Source organism: Streptomyces sp. SID5464 (assembly GCF_009862985.1).
GTDB classification, from domain to species: domain Bacteria; phylum Actinomycetota; class Actinomycetes; order Streptomycetales; family Streptomycetaceae; genus Streptomyces; species Streptomyces chartreusis_D.
This window is the reverse complement of sequence record NZ_WWIQ01000020.1, coordinates 148,159-174,219: the sequence shown is the minus strand read 5'-3', so window position 1 is coordinate 174,219 and position 26,061 is coordinate 148,159. Positions and strand designations below refer to the sequence as shown.

Below are 26,061 nucleotides of genomic sequence, written 5' to 3'. Positions count from 1 at the left end.
GCTCAGCCGCCCGCCAGCACCTCGGAGACGGCCCGCAGATTCACCCGCCCGCGCCCGTAGGAGCACAGCGCGCCGCCCTCCGGCAGCCCGGTGTCGACCCGTACGGCATCGGGCCGCCGGGCCAGCAGGGCGGCGCGCAGCCGTTCCTGCCAGGGGTGCAGCCCGGCATCGCAGGTGGCGACGACCAGCGGCGCGTCACCGGCCGTGCCGAGGATCTCCGCCACCAGGGCGGCCGGGTCCGCCGGCTCCCCGCTGACCGCGGTGCCCGTGGCCGCGGGATCGACGGCGCGCACTGCCGTCAGCAGGTCCTCGCCGCCCCAGTTGAGCGCGGGGTGCGGCGGCGGGAACAGGTCGACGACGTGGGCGCCCCGCACGGCCGCCGGCACCGGGCCGCCGCGGACGGCCCGGCGGGCCGCCTCCAGCCCGGCCCCCGCGTCCCAGCCGCCGACCGCCCCGGCCGGAGCCGCGTACCGCTCTGCGAGCCGCCGCACCCGCCCGGCGGCCTCCCGGAGCCGCTCCTCGGGCAGCACGCCGGAGCCCAGCGCGCCGAGCACCGCGTCCCGGCAGGCCAGGGTGACCTCCAGGTCCGGCACGGCCACGATGACCTGGTCGGCCCCCGCCGCGAGGGCGATCCGCGCCCCGGCGGCCTCGCCGTAGCGGTCGGCTATGGCCTTCATCTCCAGCGCGTCACTGACCAGGACCCCGTCGAAGTCCAGCTCGTGGCGGAGCAGATCGCCCAGGATGCGCCGGCTCAGGGTGGCGGGCCGCTCGGGGTCCAGCGCCGGGAAGACGACGTGCGCGCTCATGAGCATCGGCACGCCCGCGCCGACGGCCGCCCGGAACGGTTCCAGGTCGGCCCGCAGTTCGTCGTACGGCCGCGGGTCGACCGCGATGCCGTGATGGCTGTCGGTCTCGGTGCCGCCGTGGCCGGGGAAGTGCTTGGCGCAGGAGGCGACGCCCCGCCGCTCGGTGGCGGCGATCCAGGCCCGCAGATGCCGGGCGGCGAGCACCGGCTCGGCACCGAAGGAGCGGGTGCGCACGATCGGGTTGCGCGGATGGTGCTGGAGGTCGGCGACCGGCGCGTAGGAGACCGTGATGCCGAGCGAGGCCAGATGCCCGGCGAGGGCGTCGGCGCACCGGGCGGTCAGTCCGGGGTCGTCGGCGACACCGAGCGCGAAGGACCCGGGCACCTCGGGAGCGCCGGCACCCACCAGGTGCCCGATCCCGCCGCCCTCGTTGTCGATGCCCACGAGCAGATCCGGCCGCAGGGCGCGCAGCTCCCCGGTGAGCCGCCGCACCTGCTCCGCGTCCCGCACGTTGCGGGTGAAGAGGATGACCCCGCCGAGCCCCCGGTCGACGAGCCGCTTGAGCTCGTCCGGGACACCCGTCGTCCCGTCGAAGCCCGCGACGAGACAGCGGTGGGCGGCCTCGTCGAGGTCGACGGGAAGGCCGGCGGGATCTGCGGACATGTGCGCGGAGGAGGTCACCCCGGACATCCTCTGGCTCACTGAGCCATTAGTCAACGGCCCTGTGGTTCACCGATTCACCGGCGGCTGGCTCAGGCCTCCTCGGGCGCCAGTCGCAGCGCGATGCTGTTGATGCAGTACCGCTGGTCGGTGGGCGTCGGATATCCCTCACCCTCGAACACGTGTCCGAGGTGGGAGCCGCAGCGCGCACAGCGCACCTCCGTGCGGACCATGCCGTGGGAACGGTCCTCGATCAGTTCCACCGCGTCGGTGTCCTTCGGGTCGAAGAAGGACGGCCAGCCGCAGTGCGACTCGAACTTCGTGTCCGAGGTGAACAGCTCCGCCCCGCAGGCGCGGCAGGAGTAGACGCCCCGCGTCTTGGTGTCGGTGTACTCACCGGTGAAGGCGGGCTCCGTGGCCGCCTGGCGCAGGACCGCGTACTCGCCCGGCGTCAGCTCCGCGCGCCACTGCTCGTCCGGCTTCTCGACGTCGTACGGCATGAGCCTCCAGCCCCTCAGTTCGACAGACGGTCCAGGATGCGCGGGCCGAGGTCGGTGACGTCGCCCGCTCCCATGGTGAGAACGAGATCCCCCGGCTTCGCCATTCCCGCGACCACGGCGGGCACGTCCGCCTTGTCGTGCACCGGCGTCACGTCCGCGCCCGCCGCCCGGGCCGCCTCGATGATCAGCTCGCTGGTCACGCCGGGGACCGGGTCCTCACGGGCCGGGTAGATGTCCAGCACGACCGAGGCGTCCGCCAGGGCCAGGGACTGGCCCATCTCCTTGCCCAGCTCCTGCGTCCGCGAGAAGAGGTGCGGCTGGAAGACGACCAGGATCCGGGCGTCGCCCGCCGCGCCGCGCATGGCTTCCAGGTCGGCGGTCATCTCGGTGGGGTGGTGCGCGTAGGAGTCGATGACCTGCACACCCGCGGCCTCGCCCTTGAGCTGGAGCCGCCGCTTCACGCCCGTGTACGCCGCCAGCGCGGGAGCCAGCTCCTCGGCGGGGACGCCGAGCGCCACACCCGCCGCGAGCGCGGCCACCGCGTTGTGCGCGTAGTGGCGGCCGGGCACGGAGACCGTGAAGGTCAGCTCCTCGCCCTCCAGCACCACGGTGACCTGGCTCTTCAGGCCCTGCGGCACGACCGACAGGATGCGCACGCCGGCGTCCTGCGACTCGCCGTACGTCACCACCCGCACGCCGCGTCCCGCGACCCGGCGGGTCAGCTCCCGCGCGCCCTCGTGATCGGCCGCGATCACCAGCGTGCCGCCCTCGGTGACGCGGTCCACGAACGTCTCGAACGACTCGTAGATCTCGTCCATCGACGCGTAGTTGGCGTGGTGGTCGAGTTCGACGTTGAGGACGATCGCGACCTCGGGCGCGTACTTGTGGAAGCTGCGGTCCGACTCGTCCGCCTCGGCGACGAAGATCTCGCCCTCGCCGTGCTGCGCGTTGGAGCCGGGCGCGTCCAGGTCCCCGCCGATCGCGTACGACGGCTTCAGGCCCAGTTCGCTCAGCGACACCGCCAGCATCGAGGTCGTGGTCGTCTTGCCGTGCGTACCGGCGACCGCGATCGGGCGCAGCCCCTCCATCAGGGCGGCGAGCGCGTCGGAGCGGTGCACGACGGGGATGCCGAGCTCGGCCGCGCGGGCCAGCTCGGGGTTGTCCTGCCGGATCGCCGACGACACGACCACACAGCTGGCATCGTCGGCCAGGTGCTCCGCGGCGTGCCCGATGCGCACCGTCACGCCCAGCGCCCGCAGCGCCTCGGCCGTCGCCGACTCCTTGGCGTCACTGCCCGCCACGACGGCCCCGCGCTGCGCGAGGATCTTCGCGATCCCCGACATCCCGGCCCCACCGATGCCGATGAAGTGCGGTCGGTCCATGGCGGTGGGAAGGCCGGGTGCCATGCGTGTCTCCCTGTACGTGTGCGGAACGTTCAGCGGCACAGCCTATGCCGAAGCGTTCACAGCCGTTGACACCGCCGACGGCTACGCCTTGCTGTGCGAGAACAGCTTCAGCACCGGCACGCCCACCTTGTGCCGGGCCCGGGAAGCCCAGTCCCGGTGGAAGAACTCCTCCACGTAGTGGGGGTCGGTCAGCACGATGACCTCATCCGCGCCGACCTCCTCCACCAGGGACTTCAGCGCGTCCAGCGGATGATCCTCGATCAGCCGCCCCTCGGCCCCGCTCCCGGACGCCCGCAACGCCGCGAGTGAGACCTCCAGCGCCCGCTGCCCGACGCTCAGCGCCTCCTCGCCCTCCGGCGTCTCCCCCTCGCGGACGGCCTCGTCGAGCTCGCCGAGCGCGACGTCGTCGATGGCCCGCAGCAGCCGGTCCGCCTGCTCGCCGCGCGGCTGGAGCAGCACCTGGAAGGAGACCGGCTCCTCCCCGTGCAAGGTCGTGACGAACTCCACGTCGGCGGACGTCAGGGCCTTCTCGATCATCAATACGCTTGTGAACACCAGGCGCCCCTTCTGCTCCCGGGGCCCGCGGCCCCACTCCTCCGTAGGCCGTGCCGGGCCCTGCGGAAACCATCCTGCCCCGTGTTCGCACGGGCACTGCCGGATCCAGTGTGCCTTCAGGAAACCAAACGGAACGGCACATTCCGTCGATGACCGGACCGGCGACGACCACCGCCCCGATTCCGGGCCTACCGACCGGTTCGGCTGTGCGGCCGCCGACACCTGTACCCCGTGCCGGGCGGTTCAGTACGTCAGGACCGCCCGTACCGCGTGTACAGGAAGCCGTCCTCCTCCAGCATCGACACCAGCCTGAAGCGCTGCGGCACCGTGACGGCGGGCCCCCCTGCGATGCGCTGCGCGTCGCCGGCGGTGAGCATCGGGGAGACGGTCAGGCACAGCTCGTCGAGCACACCGGCCGCCACCAGCTGCCCGAGCAGCCGCGGGCCGCCCTCGGTCAGCAGCCGGGTGTGGCCGAGGGCGGCGAGGGCCTGGACGGCCCGGGCCGGATCCACGCCGATGCCGTCCCCGGCGGTGACCACCCGGGCGCCCGCCTTCTCGGCGGCGGCGACCCGGTCCGGGGCGGCCGAGGCCCCCGTGAGGATCAGGGTGGGCACCAGGGGCGAGGTGAACAGTGGAAGCGAGAAGTCCAGGTCCAGGCTGGCGGAGACCACCGCGATCGCGGGTGCGGGGCCCTGCCCGGCCGCCTCCCTCGCCTCCGCGAACTCGGCACGCGCGCGTGCCGGCCGGTACCCCTCCTGGCGCACCGTCTGCGCGCCGACGACCACGACGTCCGCCAGCGCCCGCAGTGTGCCGAAGATCCGCATGTCGGTCGCGCTGGAGATGGGCTGCGAACGGCCGTCGTGCTGGGCGGCCCCGTCCAGCGTGCACACCATGTTGGCGCGCAGCCACGGCAGCGGCCCGCCGGGCCCCGCCGCGGGATAGGCGTACGCGGCGGCCAGCTCGGCCAGACTCCACTCCCGTCCGGCCCCGTCACGAGCCGCCTCCGCGGGCCTCCCGCCCGGGTCCGGAGCTGCTGTTTCATCGGTCACAGGGAACAGACGTCGCATGCCGTGCAGTGTTCCACGCCCCGTAGCATGGTGAACCGTGTCCTCCTCCCCTGCCCCCTCCGGAACCGGCCCCATGACCGACGCGGCCCCGCTCTCCCTGTGCGCGCGTGAGCCGCACGTACCCGCGGATCGGCTGGTCGCCGAGATGGTGCCGCCGCCGCGGTTCGACTCGGTGCGTTTCAGCACGTACATCCCCGACCCGAACCAGCCGAGCCAGACGGAGGCCGTCCGGGTCCTGGAGGGCTTCGCGGCGGGTCTGGGCGGGACGGCCGACTCGGGCAGGCGGCGGCTGTTCGGCTTCGGCAGGGCGCCGAAGAAGGCCCCGGCCGGCCCGCGCGGCGTCTACCTCGACGGCGGTTACGGCGTCGGCAAGACCCACCTGCTGGCGTCCCTCTGGCACGCCACCCCGGCCGAGCCCGCCCGCAAGGCGTTCGGCACCTTCGTGGAGCTGACCAACCTGGTCGGCGCCCTCGGGTTCCAGCAGACCGTCCAGACCCTGTCCGGCCACCGCCTGCTCTGCATCGACGAGTTCGAGCTCGACGACCCCGGCGACACCGTCCTGGTCTCCACCCTGCTCGGCAAGCTCGTCGACGCGGGCGTCGCGCTCGCCGCCACCTCCAACACGCTGCCCGGCAAGCTCGGTGAGGGCCGGTTCGCCGCGGCCGACTTCCTGCGCGAGATCCAGGGCCTGTCGGCCCACTTCCGCGCCCTGCGCATCGACGGCGAGGACTACCGCCACCGCGGCCTGCCCGAGGCGCCGCCGCCGTACTCCGACGAACAGGTGACCACCGCGGCGCACGCCACCGAGGGCGCCTCACTCGACGCGTTCTCGCCCCTCCTGGAACACCTGGCCCGGGTGCACCCCAGCCGGTACGGCGCCCTGACCGACGGAATCAAGGCCGTCTGCCTCACCGGCGTGCGGCCGGTTCCCGACCAGTCGACGGCACTCCGGCTCGTCGTCCTCGCGGACCGGCTCTACGACCGTGAAGTGCCCGTGCTGGCCTCCGGCCTGCCCTTCGACCAGCTCTTCAGCGAGGAGATGCTGAACGGCGGCTACCGCAAGAAGTACTTCCGGGCCATCTCCCGGCTCACCGCCCTGGCCCGCGACGCGGCCAAGCTGGCGAACTCCCGGTAACCACAGCCCCAATATCGCGCCAACCGCCGTGCGGCAAGGGTTGGTTCAAGCCAACCCACCCACGGTTTTCAGGCTCTCTTCAGCTTGAAACGTTAAGTTAACCCTGCAAACGACTTTGCAGGGTTAACGTGTTTCTTGACCAGCCATTGACCAAGTGTTGGTCATCGCTAGATGTGCGAATCACCTGAAGGGGGGCGCATGTACCGAGGTACGACGGCACGGACCGTGGTGTCGCTCCTCGCCGCCGTCCTGCTCGCCCTTCAGTTCTTCGCACCGACGGCATCCTTCGCATCCGCGCACACGCCCAGTGAAGTCGAGGCCAAGGCTCAGCCCGGAACTGAACCCTCCGGCATGTCTTCGCGCCCCGGAACCAAATCTTCCGGGAAGGCTCTGCGCGACGAGATCGCGACCTGCCGCGCCGGACACCACGGGGGCCCGACCGGCCCCCTGCGGACCCGCGACCGGTTCCACAGCACCGACTCCGCGCCCTCGGCGCCCGAGCGGACCCCGCTGAGGCACATGACGCCGACAGCACCGGACCGGGACAGACCCGGCGTCGCGCACGAACGCACGTCGAGATCCTCGGCGTCGCACACTCCGGCAGCGCTTCAGGTCTTCCGCTGCTGAGGAACTGAGCAGTTCCATCCCCCACCTCTGTCATGCCCGTCCGACGCGCCCCCACTGCGCGCCAGGAGGAGTCACCACACTCATGCAACCCCTCATCGACAACGCCCGCATGTTCGGACAGCGCCCTGAGGAGTTCGCCCGCCTCGCCGAGGGCCAGTCCCCCGACGTCCTGTTCATCACCTGCTCCGACTCCAGGGTCGTACCGGCCCTGATCACGGGCGCCCGGCCCGGCGAGCTCTTCGAGCTGCGCACCGCGGGCAACATCGTCCCCCCGTACGCCTTGGAGCACCCCACCTCCGAGGCGGCCACCATCGAGTACGCCGTGGAAGTGCTCGGCGTCAAGGACATCGTGGTCTGCGGCCACTCGCACTGCGGTGCCGTGGGCGCGGTGGTACGGGGCGACGACCTCGCCGCCGTACCGGCGGTGCGCGACTGGCTCGCGCACGCCGCCGAACAGCCCAAGTGCGAGGACCCGGCCGACCCGACGGTCGCCGAAGCCGTGCAGAACCACGTCCTCACCCAGGTGCTGCGACTGCGGTCGTACCCGTGCATCGAGCGCCGGCTGGCGGAGGGCCGACTCGGCCTGCACGCATGGTTCTACGAAGTGCACACCGGAACCGTGTGGCAGCACCACGCGGAGACCGACACCTTCGAGACCCTGTGAGGGACACCATGACCAAGTTCCCTTACCTGAGGCAGGACTTCCTCGCCTCCATCGTCGTCTTCCTCGTCGCCGTGCCGCTCTGCGTCGGCGTCGCCGTCGCCTCCGGTGTCCCGGCCGAACTCGGCCTGATCACCGGCATCGTGGGCGGCCTCGTCACCGGTTTGATGCCCGGCAGCAGCCTCCAGGTGTCCGGGCCCGCCGCCGGCATGACCGTGCTGGTCTTCGAGGCCGTCAGCGAGTTCGGGGTGGCCGCACTCGGTGTGATCGTGCTGCTCGCCGGTCTGCTCCAACTCGCCATGGGCTTCCTCGGGATAGGCCGCTGGTTCAGGGCGATATCCGTCTCCGTCGTCGAGGGCATGCTCTGCGGTATCGGTCTGGTCATCATCGCCGGGCAGATCTACGCGGCGGCGGGCCTGAAGGCGCCGGAGACCGGCATCGGCAAGATCGTGGGGCTGCCGGGGGCGTTCGCCGACGCCCTGGGCAGCACCGAGGCCATGATCTCGCTCGCGATCGGCGCGGGCACGATCGCCGTCATCGTGCTGTGGAAGAAGCTGCCGAAGGCCGTGCAGTCGGTGCCGGGCGCCCTCGCGGCGGTGGTCCTGGCCACGCTCGCCACGCTCGCCTTCAGCCTGCCGGTCGCCACGGTCGAGGTGGAGGGCCTGCTCGGCGTCATCCAGCCGCCCGGGGCCGGGGCCTTCGGCGAGCTGGCCGGCCCGGCCATCTGGGGCACCATCATCGCGTTCACGCTGATCGCCTCCGCGGAGAGCCTGTTCAGCGCGGCGGCCGTGGACCGGCTGCACGACGGTCCGCGCACCCAGTACAACAAGGAGATGATCGCCCAGGGCGCGGGCAACACCGTGTGCGGTCTGCTCGGCGCGCTGCCCATGACCGCGGTGATCGTACGCAGCTCGGCGAACGTCAACGCGGGTGCGAAGACCAAGGCGTCCCGTGTGCTGCACGGCGTGTGGCTGCTGCTGTTCGCCGCCGCGATGCCGTGGGCCCTGGCCCTGATCCCGCTCCCCGCCCTGGCCGGCATCCTGGTGCACGCGGGCTGGAAGCTGATCCCGTTCCGCCAGGTCGCGGCGCTGTGGCGGGCGCACAAGGGTGAGGCGCTGATCCTCGTCGTCACCGCCGTGTCGATCGTCGCGGTGAACATGTTCGAGGGCGTGCTCATCGGTCTGGCCCTGTCGGTCGTCAAGACCGCCTGGGAGGCCTCGCACGTCAAGCTCGAGGTCATCGACAAGGGCGCCGGTCCGATCCAGGCGTACCTGTCGGGCAACGCGACCTTCCTGCGGCTGCCGAAGATCCTCGACAGCCTGGAGGCACTGCCCCAGGACCGCCCGGTCGAGCTCGACCTCTCGGGTCTGCACCACCTCGACCACGCCTGCCGCACGGCCCTGGAGAGCTGGGCCGAACGCCACAGCGCGACGGGCACGGAGCCGGTGAAGGTCCACGAGCCGGAGCCGTCACCGGAGGCCGAGAAGGTCACGGCCGCGTAGCGACGTAGCCGGAACTCCCACACCCCTGGTCCGGGGCGTGCCCCAGGGGCGCGCCCCGGACCTTCGCGTGTGCGGCCCCGGCCCCGAGGCATGGCCCCGACCCCGAGTCCAGGCATATCGTTACAGCAACGGACGAATCGGGACCTCTGGACGGGGAGGTCGGCATGGTCGAAGAGCTGATCGGGGCGGTGGCGGCGGCCGGAGCCGGAGGGCTGGTCTATCTGGCCTCGGCGGCGCGGGTCGTCAAGCAGTACGAGCGCGGGGTCGTGTTCCGGCTCGGGCGGCTGCACGGGGAGGTGCGGCGGCCGGGGTTCAATCTCATCGTCCCCGCGGTGGACCGGATGCGTAAGGTCAACCTGCAGATCGTGACCATGCCGGTGCCCGCCCAGGAGGGCATCACCCGCGACAACGTGACCGTGCGGGTCGACGCGGTCGTGTACTTCAAGGTCGTGGACCCCGCGGCCGCGGTCGTCAACGTCGAGGACTACCGTTTCGCCGTCTCCCAGATGGCACAGACCTCCCTGCGCTCGATCATCGGCAAGAGCGAACTGGACGACCTCCTGTCCAACCGCGAGAAGCTCAACCAGGGCCTGGAGCTGATGATCGACAGCCCGGCCGTGGAATGGGGGGTGACCATCGACCGGGTGGAGATCAAGGACGTGTCCCTGCCCGACACGATGAAGCGCTCCATGGCCCGCCAGGCCGAGGCCGACCGCGAGCGGCGCGCCCGGGTGATCAACGCCGACGCCGAGTACCAGGCCTCGAAGAAACTGGCCCAGGCCGCCCACCAGATGGCCGACACGCCCTCCGCGCTCCAGCTCCGCCTGCTCCAGACGGTCATGGCGGTGGCGGCGGAGAAGAACTCCACGCTGGTACTGCCCATCCCGGTGGAGCTCCTGCGGTTCCTGGAGCGGGGCCACCAGGAGGGAGCCCCCGAGGAAGGGGCCCGCCAGGAGGGAAGCCGGCAGGCACCGGCGCCGGTGGAACACCCCGTCGACACGACAGAACAGGCCATCGACGAGCTGCGGCGCGCGGTCGAGCAGTGAGCCACGCTACGCGCGTGGTTCCCGCGACCCGCAGCAGGTGATAGACACAGCGGGATCACAGTTCCTGTCCGCCAGCAGGAAGGTTTCCCCATGACCGAATCCGGTCGTATCGCCACACGACGTCAGGTGCTCGCCGGGACGGGCGCCTTGGGCGTCGGGATCGCGTTCTCCGGTGCCCTGTCCGAACTCTTCGCCGGCACCGCCGCCGCCCAGACCCTCGGCCACGGCGGCGGCTACGGTCCGCTCGTCCCCGACCCGAAGGGCCTGCTCGACCTGCCGGAAGGTTTCCGCTACCGGGTCCTCTCCCGCGAGGGAGACCCGCTCCGCTCCGGCGAGGGCAAGGTCCCCTCCAACCACGACGGCATGTCGGCCTTCGCGGGCAGAGGCGGCCGGGTCCATCTGGTCCGCAACCACGAGAACCGCGCCGACGGCAGGGTCCCGGTCCCGACGGTCCAGGGGCTCACCTACGACCCGGCGGGCAAGGGCGGCTGCACGGCCCTCACCCTGGACTCCCGCGACAACGTCCTGTCGGAACGCGTCGCGATCGCCGGCACGGCCGTGAACTGCGCGGGCGGCCCCACCCCGTGGGGCACGTGGCTGACCTGCGAGGAGACCGAGGACAAGGCCGGCACCAACGGCTACGCCAAGGACCACGGCTTCATCTTCGAGGTCGACCCGGTCGATCCGCACCGCACGGGAGCCGTACCGCTGACCGCGATGGGCCGCTTCCAGCACGAGGCGATCGCCATCGACCCCCGGCGGGGCGTGGTGTACGAGACCGAGGACGCCTTCCAGAAGCCCTTCGGCCTGTTCTACCGCTTCCTGCCGGACAGGCCGCTGGGCGGACGTGGTTCGCTGCGCGCGGGCGGGCGGCTCCAGGCCATGCGCGTGCCCGGCGTGCCGGACCTGTCCTCGATCCAGGACATCGGCGCGGAGTTCGACGGCATCGAGTGGGTGGACGTACCGGATCCGCAGGCGGCGCAGACGCCGGTCCGGCTCCAGGACTTCGGCCGGGGCGGCATCACACACGCGCAGAAGCTGGAGGGCTGCTACTGGGGCGGCCGGTCGGTGTACTTCGTGTCGTCGTTCGCCCGCAGCGCGGAGGGGTCGGCGGCCGACCACTTCGGGCAGATCTGGCGCTACGACCCGGACCGGCGACGGCTCACCCTGGTGATCGTCTTCGGTCCGGACACCGACGTGCAGATGCCGGGAGAGTCGCCGGACAACATCTGCCTGGCGCCCAGCGGCGGCCTCATGGTCTGCGAGGACGGCAACGGCGCCCAGCACGTCTTCGGCGTGACCCGGCGCGGCGAGGTGTACCCGATGGCCCGCAACCGGCAGACCATCGGCACCCCGGAGGAGCCCGAGTGGGGTGAGTTCGCCGGGGTGACCTTCTCGCCCGACGGCGAGACGATGTACGTCAACTGCTACACCCCCGGCACCACGTTCGCGGTGACGGGCCCCTGGCGCCGGTAGGCACGGCTCTGCCCCCGTCCGGGGCGCCGGGTGCGGAACCCGGCGCCCCGGCGGACGATCGAGGCACAGGACCGGAAAGGGGCCGGTGACGGAGATGGACGAGGCGGAGACGGACGGGGCGGACGAGGACGGCCACGAGCGCGGGACCTCGCTGTGGGAGCGGCTGCGTCTGCCCGGCGGCGAGCCGGTCGACCTGGCCCGTCACGACGCTGCCGCCACCCCCGGCGGCCCGGACGGCAAGGCCGCGGGCAAGGCCGCCACGGCCCGGATCGGCGAGCAGCTCGCCGGGCTCCAGGAACGGCTGTGGGCGGCGAGCACCGCGGGCGACCGGCGCCGCGTCCTGCTGGTCCTCCAGGGCATGGACACCAGCGGCAAGGGCGGCACGGTCAAGCACGTCATCGGCCTGCTCAACCCGGCCGGCTGCCGGATCACGGCGTTCAGGGCACCGACCGCCGAGGAGCGCGCGCACCCCTTCCTGTGGCGCGTGGAGAAGGCCCTCCCGCTCCCCGGCGAACTGGGCATCTTCGACCGCTCGCACTACGAGGACGTCCTGATCGCCCGCGTCCGGAACCTCGCGCCACGCGCCGTGATCGAAAGCCGCTACGAGCGGATCAACCGTTTCGAGCGGTCCCTCGCCGACGACGGCGTGACCCTGGTCAAGTGCTTCCTGCACATCTCCTACGACGAGCAGCGCCGCCGCCTGCTCAGGCGCCTCGACAAGCCCGAGAAGCGCTGGAAGTTCGCCCCGTCCGACATCGACGACCGCGCCCTGTGGCCCGCGTACCAGGACGCCTACGAGCGGGCCCTGGAGCGCTGCGGCACCTCGTACGCGCCCTGGTACCTGGTCCCGGCCGACCACAAGTGGTATCGCAACTGGGCGGTCAGCACGCTGCTCCTGGAGCACCTGCGGGAGCTGGATCCGCGGTACCCGGAGGCGGACTTCGACGTGGCGGAGTGCCGGAAGCGGCTGCTGCGGCAGTCCTGACCCGGGCGGTCAGGCGGCCAGCAGGGCGTCGATCTGGCCGACGGCCTCCTTCAGGCCCTCCTCCATGCCCATGGAGACCATCTGCTCCATCTGCTCACGGGAGTCGAAGAGGGAGCGCATCTCCATCCGGGTGCCACCGCCGTGCTCGGTGAGCCGCACCGTCACGGACGTGGTCGGCATGTCGTCCTTGGGCTTTCCGTCGTCGTCGGCGAAGCCGTCGGTGAACTCCAGGGCCGTCGGCTCGGTGACCGAGGTGACGCGCCACCAGCCGCGGTGCCGGTCGCCCTCCGGCCCGATCATGAAGTACGTGACCTCTCCGCCGGGGGTCAGGTCGTGCTCCTCCACGGTCGCCGGGTAGGACGGCGGGCCCCACCAGCGCTCCAGCTGCCGGGGGTCGGCCCACAGCCGCCACACCCGCTCCACCGGTGCGGCGAAGTCGGCGATCAGGGTGAGGGTGAGGTGGTCGAGGTCCTTGTCGACACTGGTGACGCTCATCTCTCGGGTCCTTCCGGGGTGTCGTTCTCTTCGGTACCGGGGTCCTCCGCGAGCAGCCGGGCCATCCGGTCCACGCGCCCGCGCCACGCCGACTCGAGTTCGTCGAGGGCCTGGCGGGCACGGCCCACCGCGTCGGGGTCGGTGCGCACGAGCTGCTCCCGTCCGCTGCGCTGCTTGGCTACGAGCCCGGCCCGTTCCAGCACGGCGACGTGCTTCTGCACCGCCGCGAAGCTCATCGGATAGGCCTCGGCCAGCCGCGAGACCGACAGCTCCCCGCGCACGCAGCGGCGCAGTATGTCCCGGCGCGTGGTGTCGGCCAGGGCGTGGAACAGCCGGTCCACCGTCTCGTCGTTCAGCTCATCTACAACCATTTGGTTGTACGTTAGCCCTGTCGGTCCCCTTCTGTAAAGCGGCACGCCGGCCACTGAAGCGGGCAGTCGGGGGTACCCGGTGGCTCATGAGCGAGAAGCAGCAGGTCAGCAGCTCGTACTGGATCGAGACGGCACCGGACGGCCACCATCCGGCCCTGACGGAGGACCTGGACGTCGACGTGGCGGTGATCGGCGCCGGGATCGCCGGACTGAGCACGGCGTGGGAGCTGACGCGGGCCGGGCGGAGCGTGGCGGTGCTGGAGGCCGGGCGGGTCGCGGCCGGGGTCACCGGGCACACCACCGCCAAGGTCACGGCCCTGCACACGCTCGTCTACGACAAGCTGCGCCGCACCCGCGGCCCCGAGGGCGCGCGGCTGTACGCCCGCTCCCAGTCCGAGGCGATCGAGCGCGCGGCCGGCATCGCCGGGGAACTGGGCGTCGACTGCGCCTGGGAGAGCAGGAGCGCCTACACGTACGCCCGCGACGCAGCACGGGTGGATGAGCTGCGCGCCGAGGCGCGGGCGGCCGCCGAGGCCGGGCTGCCCGCGTCCTTCGTGACGGAGACCGGGCTGCCCTTCCCGGTGGCGGGCGCGGTCCGGGTCACCGGCCAGGCCCAGTTCCACCCCCGCAAGTACCTGCTGGCCCTCGCCGCCGACCTCGTCGAACACGGCGGGCGGATCTTCGAGGGCACCACGGTGCTCGGCCTGGACGAGGGCGAGCCGTGCCGGCTGTCGACCACGACCGGGGCGACGGTGCGGGCCCGGGACGTCGTCGTCGCGACGCACTACCCGATCTTCGACCGAGCCCTGCTCTTCACCCGGCTGACGCCGAAGCGCGAACTGGTCGTCGCCGGGACGATCCCCGCGGATCAGGACCCGGACGGAATGTTCATCACGCCCGACGAGAACACCCGCTCGGTGCGCACGGCACCGCACGACGGGGACCGGCGTCTGCTCATCGTCACCGGTGAGCACTTCACGCCCGGCACGGGTGACCCGCGGGCCGGTTTCGAACGCCTCACCGCCTGGGCCACCGAGCACTTCCCGGACCTGGACGTCACCCACCGGTGGGCCACGCAGGACAACAGCCCCACCGACACCGTGCCGATGGTCGGCCCGCTGCACCCGGGCGCCCGGCACGCGTACGTGGCGACCGGCTTCGGCGGCTGGGGCATGACCGGCGGCATCATGGCGGGCAGCCTGCTCGCGGCGCAGATCACCGGCGAGGAGCGCGAGTGGAGCGGGCTGTACGACCCGCGCCGGCTGAAGCCCGCCGTCCGGGAGGCGCCGGCGTTCCTCAAGACCCAGGCCAAGGTCGCCGGCCACTTCGTCGGGGACCGGCTGCGGCCCTCGCCGCCGGTGGAGTCCCTGCCGCCCGGCGAGGGCGCCGTGGTCCGCGCCGACGGGCACCACCGCCTCGCCGTCTACCGGGACGACGACGGCAATCTGCACAGCGTCTCCGCCCGCTGCACCCACCTGGGCTGCCTGGTCGCCTTCAACTCGGCCGAACGCGCCTGGGAGTGCCCCTGCCACGGCTCCCGCTTCGACACGGACGGCAAGGTGATCCAGGGCCCGGCGACCAAACCGCTGGAGCAGCGGGACATCTGACGGCCGGGTGATGCCCGCATCCGATACGCATAAGAGGACGATCCCGCTCATATCTTCATACGGTGATCACCCTTCTCCGCCGTGCCACCGCGGTGTGCGCCCTGAGCACGGCCCTCGCGGCGTGCGGGGCCGGCCGTCCCCCGCAGCCGCCCTCGCCGCCGGTGTCCGCACCGCCGTCGCGCCCTCCGACCCTCGCCCCCGGCCCCACCGGCCTGACCCCGGTCTTCGAGCACGGCCCCCGCACCCGCGGCAGGACCGTCGCCCTCACCTTCGACGCCGACATGACCGCCGGGCAGGGGGCCCGGGCGGCGGCGGGTGAGCGGTTCGACCATCCGCGGCTGATCTCGACGCTGCGCGCGCTGCAGGTGCCCGCCACCGTGTTCATGACCGGGCGGTGGGCCGAGCAGTACCCGGACCAGGCCCGTTCCATCGGCCGGGACCCGCTGTTCGAGGTCGCCAACCACTCCTACAGCCACTACGCGTACACGCCGGACTGCTACGGCCTGCCCACCGTGCCCGAAAAGCGCATGCGGTCGGACGTGGAGCGGGCGTACGCCGCCCTCCGGAAGGCCGGTGTGACGGATCCGATGCCGTACTTCCGCTTCCCCGGCGGCTGTTACGACCGGCGGGCGCTGAAGGCGCTGACACCGGCCGGTGTGACCGCCGTGCAGTGGGACGTGGTCGGCGGCGACGCGTTCGAGACGGACCCGGAGGTGGTCGCCCGGCAGGTGCTGGACGGCGTGCGGCCGGGGTCGGTGGTCGTGCTGCACTGCACGCGCAGCGCCGCCCCGGCGACCGAACGGGCGGTGCGCTCGATCGTGCCGGGGCTGCGCCGCGAGGGCTTCCGGTTCGTGAAGGTGTCCGAGCTGATCGGGGCGGCCGGCAGCGGTGCGCGGACCCGCCCGGAGGGACGCTGACCGGCCTACGCTGGACGTATGAGCGAGGACGACTACTGCCTGATCGACGCGACCAGGCCGCCCCGGGCGGACGGACCGCCGTACGCGGAGTGCGTGCTGTGCCGGGAGCCGACGGAGTATCCGGAGTCCTACAAGGGCATCACCCTCTGCCCCGTCTGTGAGTGGCAGGAGGCGCAGCGCACCGCCTGCTCAGGTTGATCTGCGGGCGGCGAGCGCACCGGCCAGGGCCAGCGCGGCGGCCGTGACCAGGACCGCCGCGGCCAGGGGCAGCAGCGGCAGCGGGACGGTGCCCGACCGGGAGCCGGTCACCAGCCCCTGCACCGCCGCCTGGGCCGGGGAGCCGGTGGCCACGAGGGACAGCAGCGCCGCGAGCAGCAGAGCCAGGACGGCACGGGCCCGCGACCGCAGCAGCGGCCGGCTGGTGAGCGCGCCGACCGCCGTGCCGAGCAGGGCACAGGCCAGCGCGGCGAGCAGTCCGGCCCCGCACGCGGGGGCGAGCGGGACCGGGGTGCGGTGGTCCGAGGCGACCGGAGCGCTCAGCAGCGTCACGCCGAGGGCCGCGACCGTGCCGAGCGTCACCGCGCCGGACAACGCCACCAGCAGGCAGGCCACATGGGCACGGGCGGGCCCGACCGCGGCCGCCACACAGCCCCGCGCGGCCTGCGGCTCCGCCGTGACACAGATCCGTGCCAGCCAGGCGGCGACGGGCAGCAGCGCGGCGGCCGCGTAGCCGAGCGAGTCGAGCACCGGCTGCCCGGCCTGGACGCTGATCGCGAGGAAGGCGGCGTACAGCAGGAACGGCGGGAGCCAGCGCTGGGAGCGCAGCAGCAGGGCGGCGTGGTAGCCCATCAGGGCGGTCATCGGGGGCTCCCCGGGGTGTCCGCCCGCTGCTCCACGCTCACCACGTGCCAGGGCGGGCGGGCCGTCAGCAGGGCGCGGAGCAGGACGTCGGAGCGGGAGGCGGGGACGGCGAGGCGGTAGGTGCCCGGCGTGGTCTCCTCGGCCGAGGCGACCGCCCGGTGCGCGTCCTCGGGCAGCCGCCCGTCCGGCGGGCCCTGCGCCACGACGGTGACGTGCGGGCCGGACGGGCCGGACCCCGGCGCCGCACACGGGACGAGGCTCCCGTCGCGTACGGCGTACGTCGCGTCGGGCAGGCCCGCGAGGCGGCGCGGGTCGTGGTCGACGAACACCACGGACCCGCCGGCCGCCGTGCGCTCGGCGACCGCCCGCTCCAACTCGGCGCGGGCGTCGGTGTCGAGGCCCGTCCACGCCTCGTCCAGCACCAGCAGCTCGGGCTCCGCCAGCAGGGCCTGGGCGACCGCGATCTTCTGGCTGGTGCCCTTCGACAGCCGCGCCATCGGCGTCCCGGCGTACGCGGCGGCGCCGAGGCGCTCCAGCCACTCGCCGGCGGCGCGGGCGGCCGCCGTACGGGTCAGGCCGTGCACGGCGCCGAGGTGGGTGAGATAGCCGACGGCGGTGAACGGCAGGGCCGGCGGGAACCGCTCGGGGACGTAGGCGGTGCGCGGGCGGCCGGTGATCCGGCCCTCGCTGGGGGCGTCGATGCCGGCGAGCAGCCGCAGGAGGGTCGACTTGCCGGTGCCGTTGGCGCCCTCGACGCGGACGAGCCGGCCCGGGGCCACCGTCAGGTCGACGCCGCGCAGCACCCAGGGGCCGCGCAGGCCGTAGCGGCGGCCCGCGTTCTGCAGGCACAGGTCGGGTCGCATGGGCCCCATCCTCCACGATCTTCCGGCTGGCACACTGGGATTCGTGAGCGAAGACCCGACGCCCGTGAGTGACAGCCCCTTCCGGTCCGGACCCTCGGCCCGCGACACGGCACCGCAGTTCGTGCTGCCGCTGGTCGTGCGGATCGAGCGGGCGGACCCGCCGGCGCGGACGGACGCGCTGGAGACGGCCGCGCGCGCCGTGCTGACGATCCTCAGCGACGAGCGGTCGGCCGGCGACGGCCCGTGGGCGCAGGCCGTGCGGGACTGGCAGGACGCCAGGATCCGCAAGGTCGTGCGGCGGGCGCGCGGCGCCGAGTGGCGGCGGGCGGAGGCGCTGCCCGGCATCACCGTCACCGGCAAGTCGGCCGAGGTGCGGGTCTTCCCGCCGGTCCCGCTCGACGGCTGGCCCAAGGACCTGGCCCGGCTCCAGGTCTCCGGCACCGACCTGGACGACCCGGAACCGCCGGTGGACGCGGACCCGGCCGCCCCCGTGCTGTGGCTGAACCCCGACCTCGGCATGTCGGCCGGCAAGGCGATGGCCCAGGCCGGCCACGCCGCGCAACTGGCCTGGTGGGAGCTGACCGACGGGGAGCGGGCCGCCTGGCACGACGCGGGCTTCCGGCTCGCCGTGCGGCCGGCCGACCCGGCGCGCTGGCCCGGGCTGACGGGCAGCGGCCTGCCGGTGGTCCGCGACGCGGGGTTCACGGAGATCGCGCCCGGCTCGTGCACCGTGGTCGCGGACCACCCGGCGCTGCGCCGGGAGCCCTACGCGCCGGGCGGCCCGGCGCTCACCCGTTCGGAGTAGCCGCAGGCGCGCCGCTCCTGGGCGGGTGCTCCAGTGGGGTTACCGGACAACCCCACCAGGAGGCAGCCATGACCAGCGCCGCGCCCCCTCCCCCCGCCCCGCCCGCCCCCGACCGGACGCCCGGCGGGTCCGGCTCCGGCGGTACGGGCGATCCCTGGGCGACCAGGGGTCTCGCTCTCGGCGGCACCCTGATGGTCGTCTACGGCGTGTTCGCGGTGCTCCAGGGCATCACGGCGATCGCCGACGACGAGGTGTACACGAGCTTCGGCGAGTACGTCTTCGAGTTCGACCTGACCGCGTGGGGCTGGATCCACCTGATCGTCGGGGTGCTCGCGGTGGCGGCCGGGCTCGGCCTGTTCACCGGGGCCGCCTGGGCCCGGGTCGTGGGCGCGGTCGTGGTCGGGCTGGCGCTGATCGCGAACTTCATGTGGCTGCCGTACCAGCCGTTCTGGTCGATCATCATGATCGTGACCGGCCTCTTCGTGCTGTGGTCGGTGTTCAACTACCGCTCCACCCGCGCGGCGTAGAGGCCGACCCGGTTCAGGAGGGCGGCGGGTGCCGGTCGCGCGCGGCGACCACCGTGTGCAGACGGCGCGAGAGCGCGGTGGCACCCGCCGTGAGGAAGACGAACGTGTACAGGATCTGGGCGACGGTCACCAGGCGGGCCTCCTGCCCGCTCGGGGTGATGTCGCCGTAGCCGACGGTCGCGAGCGTGACGACGGTGAAGTACAGCGCGTCGACGCGGGTGCTCAGGCCGGTGAACTGGCCCGGCCGCTGGGCGAGGGTGTAGTACCCCGACGAGAAGACCAGCACGGCCAGGCACATCAGCAGCGGGATCATGACGCCGGGCCGGGTGTGCGGCTTCTCCAGCACGACGTCGCGCACCTGGCGCAGCAGCAGCACGCCCAGCAGCCCCAGACACAGGACGAAAAGCGGCCAGCCCAGCCAGGAGCGGTCGTCGCCGAACCCCTCCAGCGGCAGCAGGAAATAGGCCGTGCCGACGGCGACCACGAGTCCCCCGGCGGCGGCCCACAACCGCCGGGAGGCCGCCGGGGCGGGGGCCGGGGCCTGTGGCTCCTGTTCCCGCTTCCGCGCGGGGCCGTGCGCCTGCTCGCTGCCATCGCGCATACGTCCGGTCTACGACGTATCGGGAGGTGGCGCGACCCTGGTGCCTCCGTCGGTGGGCCCGGGACGTCGGTCGGGAGCCCGGGCCGCCGGGGGCCGAACCTCAAATGTTCCTCTGAAGGCGTCCGTGGCGGGGTTCGGGGGCGGGCGGCTGGGCCATACCCCCCTCACGTTCGAGGAACCGGCTGTGCGGAGGAGGGGACGATGAAGCGACTGGGGACGGGCATCGGGTGGCGACCGGAGATCGCGGACGCCGTGGAGCGCATGCCGGGCATCGACTGGGTCGAGACCGTGGCCGAGAACGTCTGCCCCGGGCATCTGCCCGAGTCGCTGCGGCGGCTGCGCGAGCGCGGCGTCACCGTGGTGCCGCACGGCGTCTCGCTCGGCCTCGGGGGTGCGGACCGGCCCGACGACGGCCGTCTGGCCGCGCTGGCCGAGCGGGTGGAGGCACTCGGCTCACCGCTGGTCACCGAGCACATCGCGTTCGTCCGGGCCGGTGGTTCGCTGACGGCGACTCCGCACCTGGAGGCGGGCCATCTGCTGCCCGTCCCCCGGACCCGGGACGCGCTCGACGTGCTGTGCGAGAACGTGCGCATCGCGCAGGAGGCGCTTCCGGTGCCGCTGGCCGTCGAGAACATCGCCGCACTGATCGCCTGGCCGGGCGAGGAGATGACGGAGGGCCAGTTCCTCTACGAGCTCGCCGACCGCACGGGCGTCCGGCTCCTCATCGACGTGGCCAACCTGCACACCAACCACGTCAACCGCGCCGAGGACCCGGCCAAGGCCCTCGCCGAGCTGCCCCTGGAGGCCATCGCCTACGTCCATGTCGCCGGCGGTTTCGAACGCGACGGCGTCTGGCACGACAGCCACGCCCACCCCGTCCCCCGGCCGGTCCTCGACATCCTGAGCGACCTCGCGTCCCGCGTGTCCCCTCCGGGGGTCCTGCTGGAACGCGACGAGAACTTCCCGGAACCGGCGGAGCTGGAGGCCGAGTTGGCCTCCATCCGGCGGGCTGTGGAGGCGGGGGCCGTCGAGCGGGTGAAGGCCGAGGTGCGCGCGGCGGGCAACGCGGTCGCGGCGCGGCGGCAGGCGGCCGCGCCCGGAGGCCGGCGCGAGGTCCGCGCCGAGGCCCCCGTGCGCGGCGAGGCCGGGGCGCCGCGGTGCCATCGGACCGGGACGGCCGAGGCGACACGGGGCGCCTTCGGCCGGCCCGAACACCGGAGCGTCGACGAGGCCCGGCAGCGGCTCGGGGTCGCGCAGGCCGCGCTGCTGTCGGCGCTGGTCGCGGGGACGCCCGTGCCCGAGGGGTTCGACCGGGTGCGGGTCGGCGTACAGGCACGGGCGCTCGCCGCGAAGCGGGCGGACGTCGTGGGCAAGGTCGCACCGGAACTGCCGGAGATCCTCGGGGCGGACTACCGTACGGCCTTCCTCGGGTACGCCCAGACGCAGCCGATGACCGGCGGCTACCGGCGCGACGCGCTCACCTTCGCCGAGCACCTGCTGTCCGCCGGGCGGCCCGGGGACGCCGCTGCGCGGCGGGAGCTGCGGGAGTGGTGGCTGGAGCGGTCGGGGCCGGCGCCGCGATCGCGGCGCCCGGTCCGCCGGCTGGCCCGCGCCACCCGGAAGGTGCTGCTGCGGCGTTGACGCGGGGGCCGCCCGTCCGCTCGTCAGTCCTTCGACACGGCCCCGGTCTTCGGCACGGCGTCACCGGCGGGTGCGTCGCCGCGGCCGTAGTGGTGAGTGGTGAACATGTACAGCGCGCCGGTACCGACCACCACCGCGCCGCACAGCAGGACGATCCAGTTCTCGTACCACGGCTTCTCCGGGCTGCGGGCCCAGCAGATGTTGACGATGGCGAAGATGCCGTAGGCCAGCGCCCCGACGTTCACCGTGAGGCCCCAGCGGCCCAGGGTGAACTCCCCCGCCGGGCGCCACCCCTTGAGCCGGGCGCGCAGCGCGGCCAGCACCACCATCTGGAACGAGCCGTAGATACCGAGGATCGCGAACGACACGATGTTGGTGAGGGCGTCCTCGGAGAGCAGCGAGGCGAAGGCGATGAGCAGCGGTACCGCCGCGGACACGAACAGCGCGTAGCCGGGCACCGCGCGGGCGTGGGCGAACCGCCGCAGCAGCCGGTGCCCGGCGATCATCTCGTCACGGGCGTAGGAGTAGATGAGCCGCCCGGCCGCGGCCTGGAGGCTGATCGTGCAGGACAGGAAGGAGATCAGCACCACGGCCATCACCATCCGCGCCCCGGTCTCGCCCATGGCGTCGTACAGCACGTCCACCACGGGGTCGGCCTGCTCGCCCGAGATGACCGCGTTGAAGTCCGTGACCGACAGCAGCAGCGACATGCAGGTGAACGTGGCCGCGGCACCGCCGATGTAGATGGTGCGGCGCATCGCGCGCGGGATGACACGGCCCGGGTGGGCGACCTCCTCGGCCGTGTCGCCGCACGCCTCGAAGCCGTAGTACTGGTAGAAGCCGATGATCGCGGCGGCGAGGAACGCGGGCAGGTAGGAGCCGTCCCCCTCGGCGCCGTACGTGTCGAAGATGACGCCGAGGCCGTGGTGCCGGTGGGTGGACAGCAGGTAGATGCCGACGACGAGGGCGCCGATGAGCTCACCGGCGAAGCCGATGACGGCCGCCGCCGACAGCGCCTTGGTCCCCATGTAGTTGATGAGGACGGCGATGACGATCAGCACTGCGGTGCACAGCACGGTGGTGTGCACGGTGGTGTCGAAGCCGAAGAGGATGGCGATGTAGGGGCCGGCGCCGTAGGCGACGGAGGTGATGGTCACCAGCAGCGCCCACATGTACACCCAGCCGGTCATCCACGCCCAGCGCTTGCCCCACAGGCGCCGGGCCCAGGGGTAGACGCCGCCCGCGATGGGGTACTGGGCGACGATCTCGCCGAAGATCAGCGCGACGAGGAACTGTCCGCAGCCGGCCAGCACGAACGCCCAGATCATCGGCGGTCCGCCGTCGACGATCGCGGTGCCGAAGAGGGTGTAGGTGCTCACCACCGGGGACAGGTAGGTGAAGCCGAGGGCGAAGTTGGCCCAGGGGCCCATGTCCTTGCGGAACTCCGAGCCGGGCTCTGCCGAGGGAGCCCCGGCCGCCGGAGCGGGGGGCTGCGGACTGGTCACTGTCGGGCCTCCTGTTCCGCGGGGCCGGGGCGGTCGAGGATCAGATCGGCGGCGCGTTCGGCGGCGAGCAGGACGGTCACCATCGGGTTGATGGTGGGCATCGTCGGGAACACCGACGCGTCGACGATCCGCACGCCCTCGACGCCGAGCAGTCTCAACTCCGGGTCGCAGACGGCCATCGGGTCGTCCGGGGCGCCCATGCGGCAGGTGCCCGCCGGGTGGTAGACGGTGTGCGCCACGCGGCGGCCGTACTCGGAGAGGTCGGCGTCGGAGACGACGTCCGGGCCGGGCGCGACCTCGCGGACGAGCCAGTCGCGCAGCGGGTCGGTGGCGGCGACCTCGCGGGCGACCTTCAGCCCGTCCACGATGGTGCGCTCGTCGTGCCCCTCGGCGTCGGTGAAGTACCTGAAGTCCAGGGCGGGATGCTCGGCGGGGTTGTTGCTGCGCAGCCACATGCGGCCGGTGGAGCGGGCGCGCGGCACGTTCGGCGTCATGCACACCCCGTAGGCCGGCACCGGGTAGCCCAGGCGCTCGGTGTTGACGGTGAACGGCACCTGGTAGAAGTGGAACATCAGGTCGGGGCGCGGCTGGCCCTTGTCGCGGCGCAGGAACAGGCCGGCGTCGGAGTCCATCGCGGAGTTGGGCGGCAGCGGCCCCGCGGTCTCCCAGACGATCACGGACTCGGGGTGGTCCAGCAGGTTCTCGCCCACGCCGGGCAGGTCGGCCCGTACGCCGATGCCCAGGGCGCGCAGGTCGTCGGCCGGGCCGAGGCCGGAGAGCAGCAGCAGGCGCGGGGTGTCGATCGCGCCCGCGCACAGCAGGAGTTCGCGCTCGGCACGCACGGCGGCGGGTTCGCCGTCGGCGCCCCGGACGGCGACGCGGGTCAGCCGGCCCGACTCGTCCGGGAGCAGCCGGTGCGCCCAGGTCTCCAGCAGGAGCGTCAGGTTGGGCCGGTCCAGGACGGGGTGGAGGTAGGCGACGGACGCGGAGGAGCGCAGGTTGCCCTCCGGCTGGTAGGCCAGCGAGAAGAAGCCGGTGCCGTCGGCGAAGGGTTCGGCGTTGAAGTCGTCGACGACGGGGACGCCGAGGGCGCGGGAGGCCGCGGTGACGAAGTCCTGGGCGATGGGATTGCGGTCGGCCTCGGCGACCGGGACGATCTGTGTGAGCAGCCGGTCGCGGTAGGGGAGGATCGTTGCCGGGTCCCAGCCGGAGCAGCCCCGGCTCACCCAGTCGTCGAGGTCCTGAGGCAGCGGCAGGAAGCTGATCAGCGTGTTGTGCGAGGAGCAGCCGCCGAGGACTCGGGCCCGTGAGTGCAGGATGTGGGAGTTGCCACGCGGCTGTTCGACGGTGGTGTAGCCGTAGTCGAACTCCGAGCCGAGCAGGTTGATCCAGTTGCGCAGGCGCAGGATGCGCTCGTCGCCGATGTCGCTGGGGCCGCCCTCGACGACGCAGACGCGGCAGTCGGGGTCCTCGCTCAGGCGGGCGGCGAGCACGCAGCCGGCGGTGCCGCCGCCGACGATGACGTAGTCGTAGGCCGACTCGGCGCCGTGCGCGATGGTGGGGGCCATGCGGTGCCCTGCTTTCTGTGTCGTTCGTTGCGTCACGGGGTCGTTCCCTGCGCCACGGGCGGGCGGTGTGCCGCGGAGGGGTTCAGCCCTTGAACCAGCCCGAGGGGGCGGGGGCGAGGTTCTGGTAGATGTGCTTGGCCTCCTGGTACTCCCGCAGCCCGGTGGGACCCAGTTCGCGCCCGACGCCGGAGCGGCCGAAGCCGCCCCACTCGGCCTGCGGCACGTAGGGGTGGAAGTCGTTGATCCAGACGGTGCCGTGCCGCAGCCGCTGGGCGACGCGCTGGGCGCGGCCGGCGTCGGAGGTCCACACCCCGCCGGCCAGGCCGTAGCGTGTGTCGTTGGCCAGTTCCACCGCCTCGTCCTCGGTGCCGAAGCGCTCGACGGTGACCACCGGGCCGAAGACCTCCTCCTGGACGATCCGCATCGACCGGTCGCAGTCGGCGAAGATCGTCGGCAGCAGGAAGAAGCCGCGGCTCAGGGCGGGGTCGTCGGGGCGGGTGCCGCCGGTCACGAGCCGGGCGCCCTCCTCCTGGGCGACGGCGATGTAGCGCTCGACCTTCTCGCGGTGCTCGGCGGAGCTGAGCGGGCCGCTCTCGGTGCCCTCCTCCAGGCCGTTGCCGAGCCGGATCGCCGCCGCGCGGCGGGCGAGGGCCTCGACGAACCGGTCGTGCAGGGAGTCCTGGACCAGCAGGCGCGAACCGGCCGAGCAGACCTGCCCGGAGTGCAGGAAGGCGGCGTCCAGCGCGTAGTCCACGGCGGCGTCGAAGTCGGCGTCCGCGAAGACGATGTTGGGGTTCTTGCCGCCGAGTTCGAGGGCGATGTTGCGCGGTCCCTCGGCTGCGCTGGCCATGATGGAGCGCCCGGTGGTCAGACCGCCGGTGAAGGACACCAGGTCGACCTCGGGGTGGCTGGTCAGGGCCGCGCCGACGGTCGCCCCGGAGCCCAGCACCAGGTTGGCGACGCCGGGCGGCGCGCCGGCCTCCTCGATGAGCCGGATCATGGCGATCGTGGTGAGCGGTGTGGTCTCGCTGGGCTTGAGGACGAAGGTGTTGCCGGCGGCCAGCGCCGGAGCCACCTTCCAGGAGGCCTGGAGCAGCGGGTAGTTCCAGGGGGCGATGAGCGCGCAGACCCCGACCGGCTGGTAGACGACGCGGCTGAGGACGTCCGGGCCGACGTCCACGACCCGGCCGCCGTCCTTGCCCGCGAGTTCGGCGAAGTAGCGGAAGGCGTTCGCCACGTCCTTCACGTCGATGCGGGCCTCGGCCAGCGTCTTGCCGGTGTCGAGGGTCTCGGTGCGGGCGATGTCCTCCTGGTCGCGCAGCAGCAGGTCACGCACGCGCAGCAGGAGGTCGGCCCGGCGGCGGGAGGTGGCGTTGGCCCAGTCCTCCTCGACGAAGGCGCGCCGGGCGGCGCGTACGGCGCGGTCCACGTCGGTGGCGTCGGCCTCGTCGACGGTGGTGACGACGGAGGCGTCGTAGGGGTTGACCACCTCCCGCCGGCCACCGGCCGCCGCCTGTGTCCACTCGCCGTCGATGTACAGCTCGCCCACCGCGGGGCCTCCTTCGCATCCGGCCGGTGCCGATCGGCTCGACGGTCAGCAACATGGCCCATCGGGCGGGCGGCGGCCACGGGCCACACCGCCGCGACGGCGTCCCGGTGACCCAGAGGACCCGGGTGGGCTAGTCCCCCGCCTCACCCGTCCGCGCGCGAGTGTGCCCGACCTGACACCCGGGTCCCGCCCGCCTGGAGCCATGGATTGTTTTGCGCCTCTTTGCCCCGGCGAGTCCCCCGTCGCGCCTCCTCCAATCGTCCCGTGCTGCCCCCGTTGCAACCATTCGTCCCTGTACGGCAGTTGACGTAGACGCCGCAGTAAC

Annotated in this window: 25 protein-coding genes; 12 read left to right on the top strand and 13 right to left on the bottom strand. The window is 72.9% G+C overall.

Going from position 1 to position 26,061, the window contains the following annotated elements; all coding sequences use genetic code 11:
- Window positions 1–2: 2 nt before the first annotated feature.
- The 5 genes from GTY47_RS13520 to GTY47_RS13500 all read right to left on the bottom strand — a co-directional run bounded on the left by GTY47_RS13520 (window position 3) and on the right by GTY47_RS13500 (window position 4,994).
- Window positions 3–1,469 carry a glycoside hydrolase family 3 N-terminal domain-containing protein gene (locus GTY47_RS13520; protein ID WP_086012464.1) on the bottom strand — a complete coding sequence of 489 codons (1,467 nt, stop codon included), beginning with the start codon at window positions 1,467–1,469 and terminating at the stop codon, window positions 3–5.
- Between the two features lie 89 nt (window positions 1,470–1,558).
- A complete protein-coding gene (gene msrB / locus GTY47_RS13515) occupies window positions 1,559–1,966 on the bottom strand; it encodes a peptide-methionine (R)-S-oxide reductase MsrB (protein ID WP_010034103.1) in 408 nt (135 codons plus the stop codon).
- Between the two features lie 14 nt (window positions 1,967–1,980).
- Window positions 1,981–3,372 carry a UDP-N-acetylmuramate--L-alanine ligase gene (gene murC / locus GTY47_RS13510; RefSeq protein WP_010034101.1) on the bottom strand — a complete coding sequence of 464 codons (1,392 nt, stop codon included), beginning with the start codon at window positions 3,370–3,372 and terminating at the stop codon, window positions 1,981–1,983.
- A gap of 81 nt (window positions 3,373–3,453) precedes the next feature.
- On the bottom strand, window positions 3,454–3,927 hold the full coding sequence (locus tag GTY47_RS13505) for a hypothetical protein (RefSeq protein WP_010034099.1): 474 nt from the start codon (window positions 3,925–3,927) through the stop codon (window positions 3,454–3,456).
- 251 nt (window positions 3,928–4,178) lie between these two features.
- Window positions 4,179–4,994: a pyrimidine reductase family protein gene (locus GTY47_RS13500; RefSeq protein ID WP_029180761.1), complete on the bottom strand. Its 816-nt coding sequence runs from the start codon at window positions 4,992–4,994 to the stop codon at window positions 4,179–4,181.
- 37 nt (window positions 4,995–5,031) lie between these two features.
- Here GTY47_RS13500 and zapE point away from each other — a divergent pair, with 37 nt between their 5' ends.
- From zapE to GTY47_RS13470, 6 genes are all read left to right on the top strand, one after another.
- A complete protein-coding gene (zapE, locus tag GTY47_RS13495) occupies window positions 5,032–6,129 on the top strand; it encodes a cell division protein ZapE (RefSeq protein ID WP_029180760.1) in 1,098 nt (365 codons plus the stop codon).
- A gap of 709 nt (window positions 6,130–6,838) precedes the next feature.
- Window positions 6,839–7,420, top strand: a complete 582-nt coding sequence (locus tag GTY47_RS13490) for a carbonic anhydrase (protein WP_010034087.1) — start codon at window positions 6,839–6,841, stop codon at window positions 7,418–7,420.
- Between the two features lie 8 nt (window positions 7,421–7,428).
- Window positions 7,429–8,919, top strand: a complete 1,491-nt coding sequence (locus tag GTY47_RS13485) for a SulP family inorganic anion transporter (RefSeq protein ID WP_010034086.1) — start codon at window positions 7,429–7,431, stop codon at window positions 8,917–8,919.
- A gap of 164 nt (window positions 8,920–9,083) precedes the next feature.
- Window positions 9,084–9,965 (top strand): slipin family protein, encoded by an 882-nt coding sequence (locus GTY47_RS13480; RefSeq protein ID WP_010034084.1) that lies wholly within the window; start codon window positions 9,084–9,086, stop codon window positions 9,963–9,965.
- Window positions 9,966–10,055: 90 nt separating this feature from the next.
- Window positions 10,056–11,441, top strand: coding sequence for a PhoX family protein (locus GTY47_RS13475; RefSeq protein WP_010034081.1), 1,386 nt, complete (start codon window positions 10,056–10,058; stop codon window positions 11,439–11,441).
- A gap of 94 nt (window positions 11,442–11,535) precedes the next feature.
- On the top strand, window positions 11,536–12,426 hold the full coding sequence (locus GTY47_RS13470; RefSeq protein WP_050810167.1) for a PPK2 family polyphosphate kinase: 891 nt from the start codon (window positions 11,536–11,538) through the stop codon (window positions 12,424–12,426).
- A 9-nt stretch (window positions 12,427–12,435) separates the two neighbouring features.
- Here GTY47_RS13470 and GTY47_RS13465 read toward each other — a convergent pair whose 3' ends face one another.
- On the bottom strand, window positions 12,436–12,921 hold the full coding sequence (locus GTY47_RS13465) for an SRPBCC domain-containing protein (protein ID WP_010034074.1): 486 nt from the start codon (window positions 12,919–12,921) through the stop codon (window positions 12,436–12,438).
- On the bottom strand, window positions 12,918–13,292 hold the full coding sequence (locus tag GTY47_RS13460) for a metalloregulator ArsR/SmtB family transcription factor (RefSeq protein ID WP_010034071.1): 375 nt from the start codon (window positions 13,290–13,292) through the stop codon (window positions 12,918–12,920). Before GTY47_RS13460 ends, GTY47_RS13465 begins: the two co-directional genes overlap by 4 nt.
- Window positions 13,293–13,378: 86 nt before the next feature.
- Here GTY47_RS13460 and GTY47_RS13455 point away from each other — a divergent pair, with 86 nt between their 5' ends.
- The 3 genes from GTY47_RS13455 (at window position 13,379) to GTY47_RS13445 (ending at window position 16,014) form a co-directional block, all read left to right on the top strand.
- A complete protein-coding gene (locus tag GTY47_RS13455; protein ID WP_010034069.1) occupies window positions 13,379–14,899 on the top strand; it encodes an FAD-dependent oxidoreductase in 1,521 nt (506 codons plus the stop codon).
- A 62-nt stretch (window positions 14,900–14,961) separates the two neighbouring features.
- Window positions 14,962–15,816, top strand: a complete 855-nt coding sequence (locus GTY47_RS13450; protein ID WP_010034067.1) for a polysaccharide deacetylase family protein — start codon at window positions 14,962–14,964, stop codon at window positions 15,814–15,816.
- Window positions 15,817–15,834: 18 nt separating this feature from the next.
- Window positions 15,835–16,014 carry a hypothetical protein gene (locus GTY47_RS13445; protein WP_010034064.1) on the top strand — a complete coding sequence of 60 codons (180 nt, stop codon included), beginning with the start codon at window positions 15,835–15,837 and terminating at the stop codon, window positions 16,012–16,014.
- Here the strand turns inward: GTY47_RS13445 and GTY47_RS13440 are convergent.
- Together GTY47_RS13440 and GTY47_RS13435 are read right to left on the bottom strand one after the other, a co-directional pair.
- Window positions 16,006–16,677 carry a hypothetical protein gene (locus GTY47_RS13440; protein ID WP_010034061.1) on the bottom strand — a complete coding sequence of 224 codons (672 nt, stop codon included), beginning with the start codon at window positions 16,675–16,677 and terminating at the stop codon, window positions 16,006–16,008. The two genes, GTY47_RS13445 and GTY47_RS13440, sit on opposite strands and share 9 nt — an antisense overlap.
- Window positions 16,674–17,540, bottom strand: coding sequence for an ATP-binding cassette domain-containing protein (locus tag GTY47_RS13435; RefSeq protein WP_010034060.1), 867 nt, complete (start codon window positions 17,538–17,540; stop codon window positions 16,674–16,676). Before GTY47_RS13435 ends, GTY47_RS13440 begins: the two co-directional genes overlap by 4 nt.
- A 43-nt stretch (window positions 17,541–17,583) precedes the next feature.
- Between GTY47_RS13435 and GTY47_RS13430 the strand changes: the two genes are divergently transcribed.
- Together GTY47_RS13430 and GTY47_RS13425 are read left to right on the top strand one after the other, a co-directional pair.
- The gene (locus GTY47_RS13430; RefSeq protein ID WP_050810166.1) at window positions 17,584–18,345 is read left to right on the top strand and encodes an aminoacyl-tRNA hydrolase; all 762 of its coding nucleotides are present in this window, start codon (window positions 17,584–17,586) and stop codon (window positions 18,343–18,345) included.
- A gap of 68 nt (window positions 18,346–18,413) precedes the next feature.
- Entirely contained in the window at window positions 18,414–18,872 is a 459-nt protein-coding gene (locus tag GTY47_RS13425) for a hypothetical protein (RefSeq protein WP_010034057.1), read from the top strand.
- Window positions 18,873–18,885: 13 nt separating this feature from the next.
- Here GTY47_RS13425 and GTY47_RS13420 read toward each other — a convergent pair whose 3' ends face one another.
- Window positions 18,886–19,473 (bottom strand): potassium channel family protein, encoded by a 588-nt coding sequence (locus GTY47_RS13420; protein ID WP_010034054.1) that lies wholly within the window; start codon window positions 19,471–19,473, stop codon window positions 18,886–18,888.
- Window positions 19,474–19,674: 201 nt separating this feature from the next.
- Here GTY47_RS13420 and GTY47_RS13415 point away from each other — a divergent pair, with 201 nt between their 5' ends.
- Window positions 19,675–21,114 carry a DUF692 domain-containing protein gene (locus tag GTY47_RS13415; protein WP_010034053.1) on the top strand — a complete coding sequence of 480 codons (1,440 nt, stop codon included), beginning with the start codon at window positions 19,675–19,677 and terminating at the stop codon, window positions 21,112–21,114.
- A gap of 23 nt (window positions 21,115–21,137) precedes the next feature.
- Here the strand turns inward: GTY47_RS13415 and GTY47_RS13410 are convergent, their stop codons facing one another.
- The 3 genes from GTY47_RS13410 to GTY47_RS13400 form a co-directional block, all read right to left on the bottom strand.
- Window positions 21,138–22,619 (bottom strand): amino acid permease, encoded by a 1,482-nt coding sequence (locus GTY47_RS13410; protein ID WP_029180759.1) that lies wholly within the window; start codon window positions 22,617–22,619, stop codon window positions 21,138–21,140.
- Entirely contained in the window at window positions 22,616–24,187 is a 1,572-nt protein-coding gene (locus tag GTY47_RS13405; RefSeq protein WP_010034049.1) for a GMC oxidoreductase, read from the bottom strand. Before GTY47_RS13405 ends, GTY47_RS13410 begins: the two co-directional genes overlap by 4 nt.
- 82 nt (window positions 24,188–24,269) lie before the next feature.
- Window positions 24,270–25,736 carry an aldehyde dehydrogenase family protein gene (locus GTY47_RS13400; protein ID WP_010034047.1) on the bottom strand — a complete coding sequence of 489 codons (1,467 nt, stop codon included), beginning with the start codon at window positions 25,734–25,736 and terminating at the stop codon, window positions 24,270–24,272.
- Window positions 25,737–26,061 lie beyond the last annotated feature (325 nt).

Excerpts from the sequence above, each read along its gene's own strand:
- GTY47_RS13500 (WP_029180761.1), bottom strand. The coding sequence starts at position 4,994 with ATGCGACGTCTGTTCCCTGTGACCGATGAAACAGCAGCTCCGGACCCG.
- GTY47_RS13490 (WP_010034087.1), top strand. The coding sequence starts at position 6,839 with ATGCAACCCCTCATCGACAACGCCCGCATGTTCGGACAGCGCCCTGAG.
- msrB (WP_010034103.1), bottom strand. The coding sequence starts at position 1,966 with ATGCCGTACGACGTCGAGAAGCCGGACGAGCAGTGGCGCGCGGAGCTG.
- GTY47_RS13475 (WP_010034081.1), top strand. The coding sequence starts at position 10,056 with ATGACCGAATCCGGTCGTATCGCCACACGACGTCAGGTGCTCGCCGGG.
- GTY47_RS13520 (WP_086012464.1), bottom strand. The coding sequence starts at position 1,469 with ATGTCCGCAGATCCCGCCGGCCTTCCCGTCGACCTCGACGAGGCCGCC.
- GTY47_RS13415 (WP_010034053.1), top strand. The coding sequence starts at position 19,675 with ATGAAGCGACTGGGGACGGGCATCGGGTGGCGACCGGAGATCGCGGAC.
- GTY47_RS13445 (WP_010034064.1), top strand. The coding sequence starts at position 15,835 with ATGAGCGAGGACGACTACTGCCTGATCGACGCGACCAGGCCGCCCCGG.
- GTY47_RS13425 (WP_010034057.1), top strand. The coding sequence starts at position 18,414 with ATGACCAGCGCCGCGCCCCCTCCCCCCGCCCCGCCCGCCCCCGACCGG.
- GTY47_RS13455 (WP_010034069.1), top strand. The coding sequence starts at position 13,379 with ATGAGCGAGAAGCAGCAGGTCAGCAGCTCGTACTGGATCGAGACGGCA.
- murC (WP_010034101.1), bottom strand. The coding sequence starts at position 3,372 with ATGGCACCCGGCCTTCCCACCGCCATGGACCGACCGCACTTCATCGGC.
- GTY47_RS13460 (WP_010034071.1), bottom strand. The coding sequence starts at position 13,292 with ATGGTTGTAGATGAGCTGAACGACGAGACGGTGGACCGGCTGTTCCAC.
- GTY47_RS13435 (WP_010034060.1), bottom strand. The coding sequence starts at position 17,540 with ATGCGACCCGACCTGTGCCTGCAGAACGCGGGCCGCCGCTACGGCCTG.
- GTY47_RS13420 (WP_010034054.1), bottom strand. The coding sequence starts at position 19,473 with ATGCGCGATGGCAGCGAGCAGGCGCACGGCCCCGCGCGGAAGCGGGAA.
- GTY47_RS13405 (WP_010034049.1), bottom strand. The coding sequence starts at position 24,187 with ATGGCCCCCACCATCGCGCACGGCGCCGAGTCGGCCTACGACTACGTC.
- GTY47_RS13440 (WP_010034061.1), bottom strand. The coding sequence starts at position 16,677 with ATGACCGCCCTGATGGGCTACCACGCCGCCCTGCTGCTGCGCTCCCAG.
- GTY47_RS13470 (WP_050810167.1), top strand. The coding sequence starts at position 11,536 with ATGGACGAGGCGGAGACGGACGGGGCGGACGAGGACGGCCACGAGCGC.
- GTY47_RS13480 (WP_010034084.1), top strand. The coding sequence starts at position 9,084 with ATGGTCGAAGAGCTGATCGGGGCGGTGGCGGCGGCCGGAGCCGGAGGG.
- GTY47_RS13465 (WP_010034074.1), bottom strand. The coding sequence starts at position 12,921 with ATGAGCGTCACCAGTGTCGACAAGGACCTCGACCACCTCACCCTCACC.
- GTY47_RS13485 (WP_010034086.1), top strand. The coding sequence starts at position 7,429 with ATGACCAAGTTCCCTTACCTGAGGCAGGACTTCCTCGCCTCCATCGTC.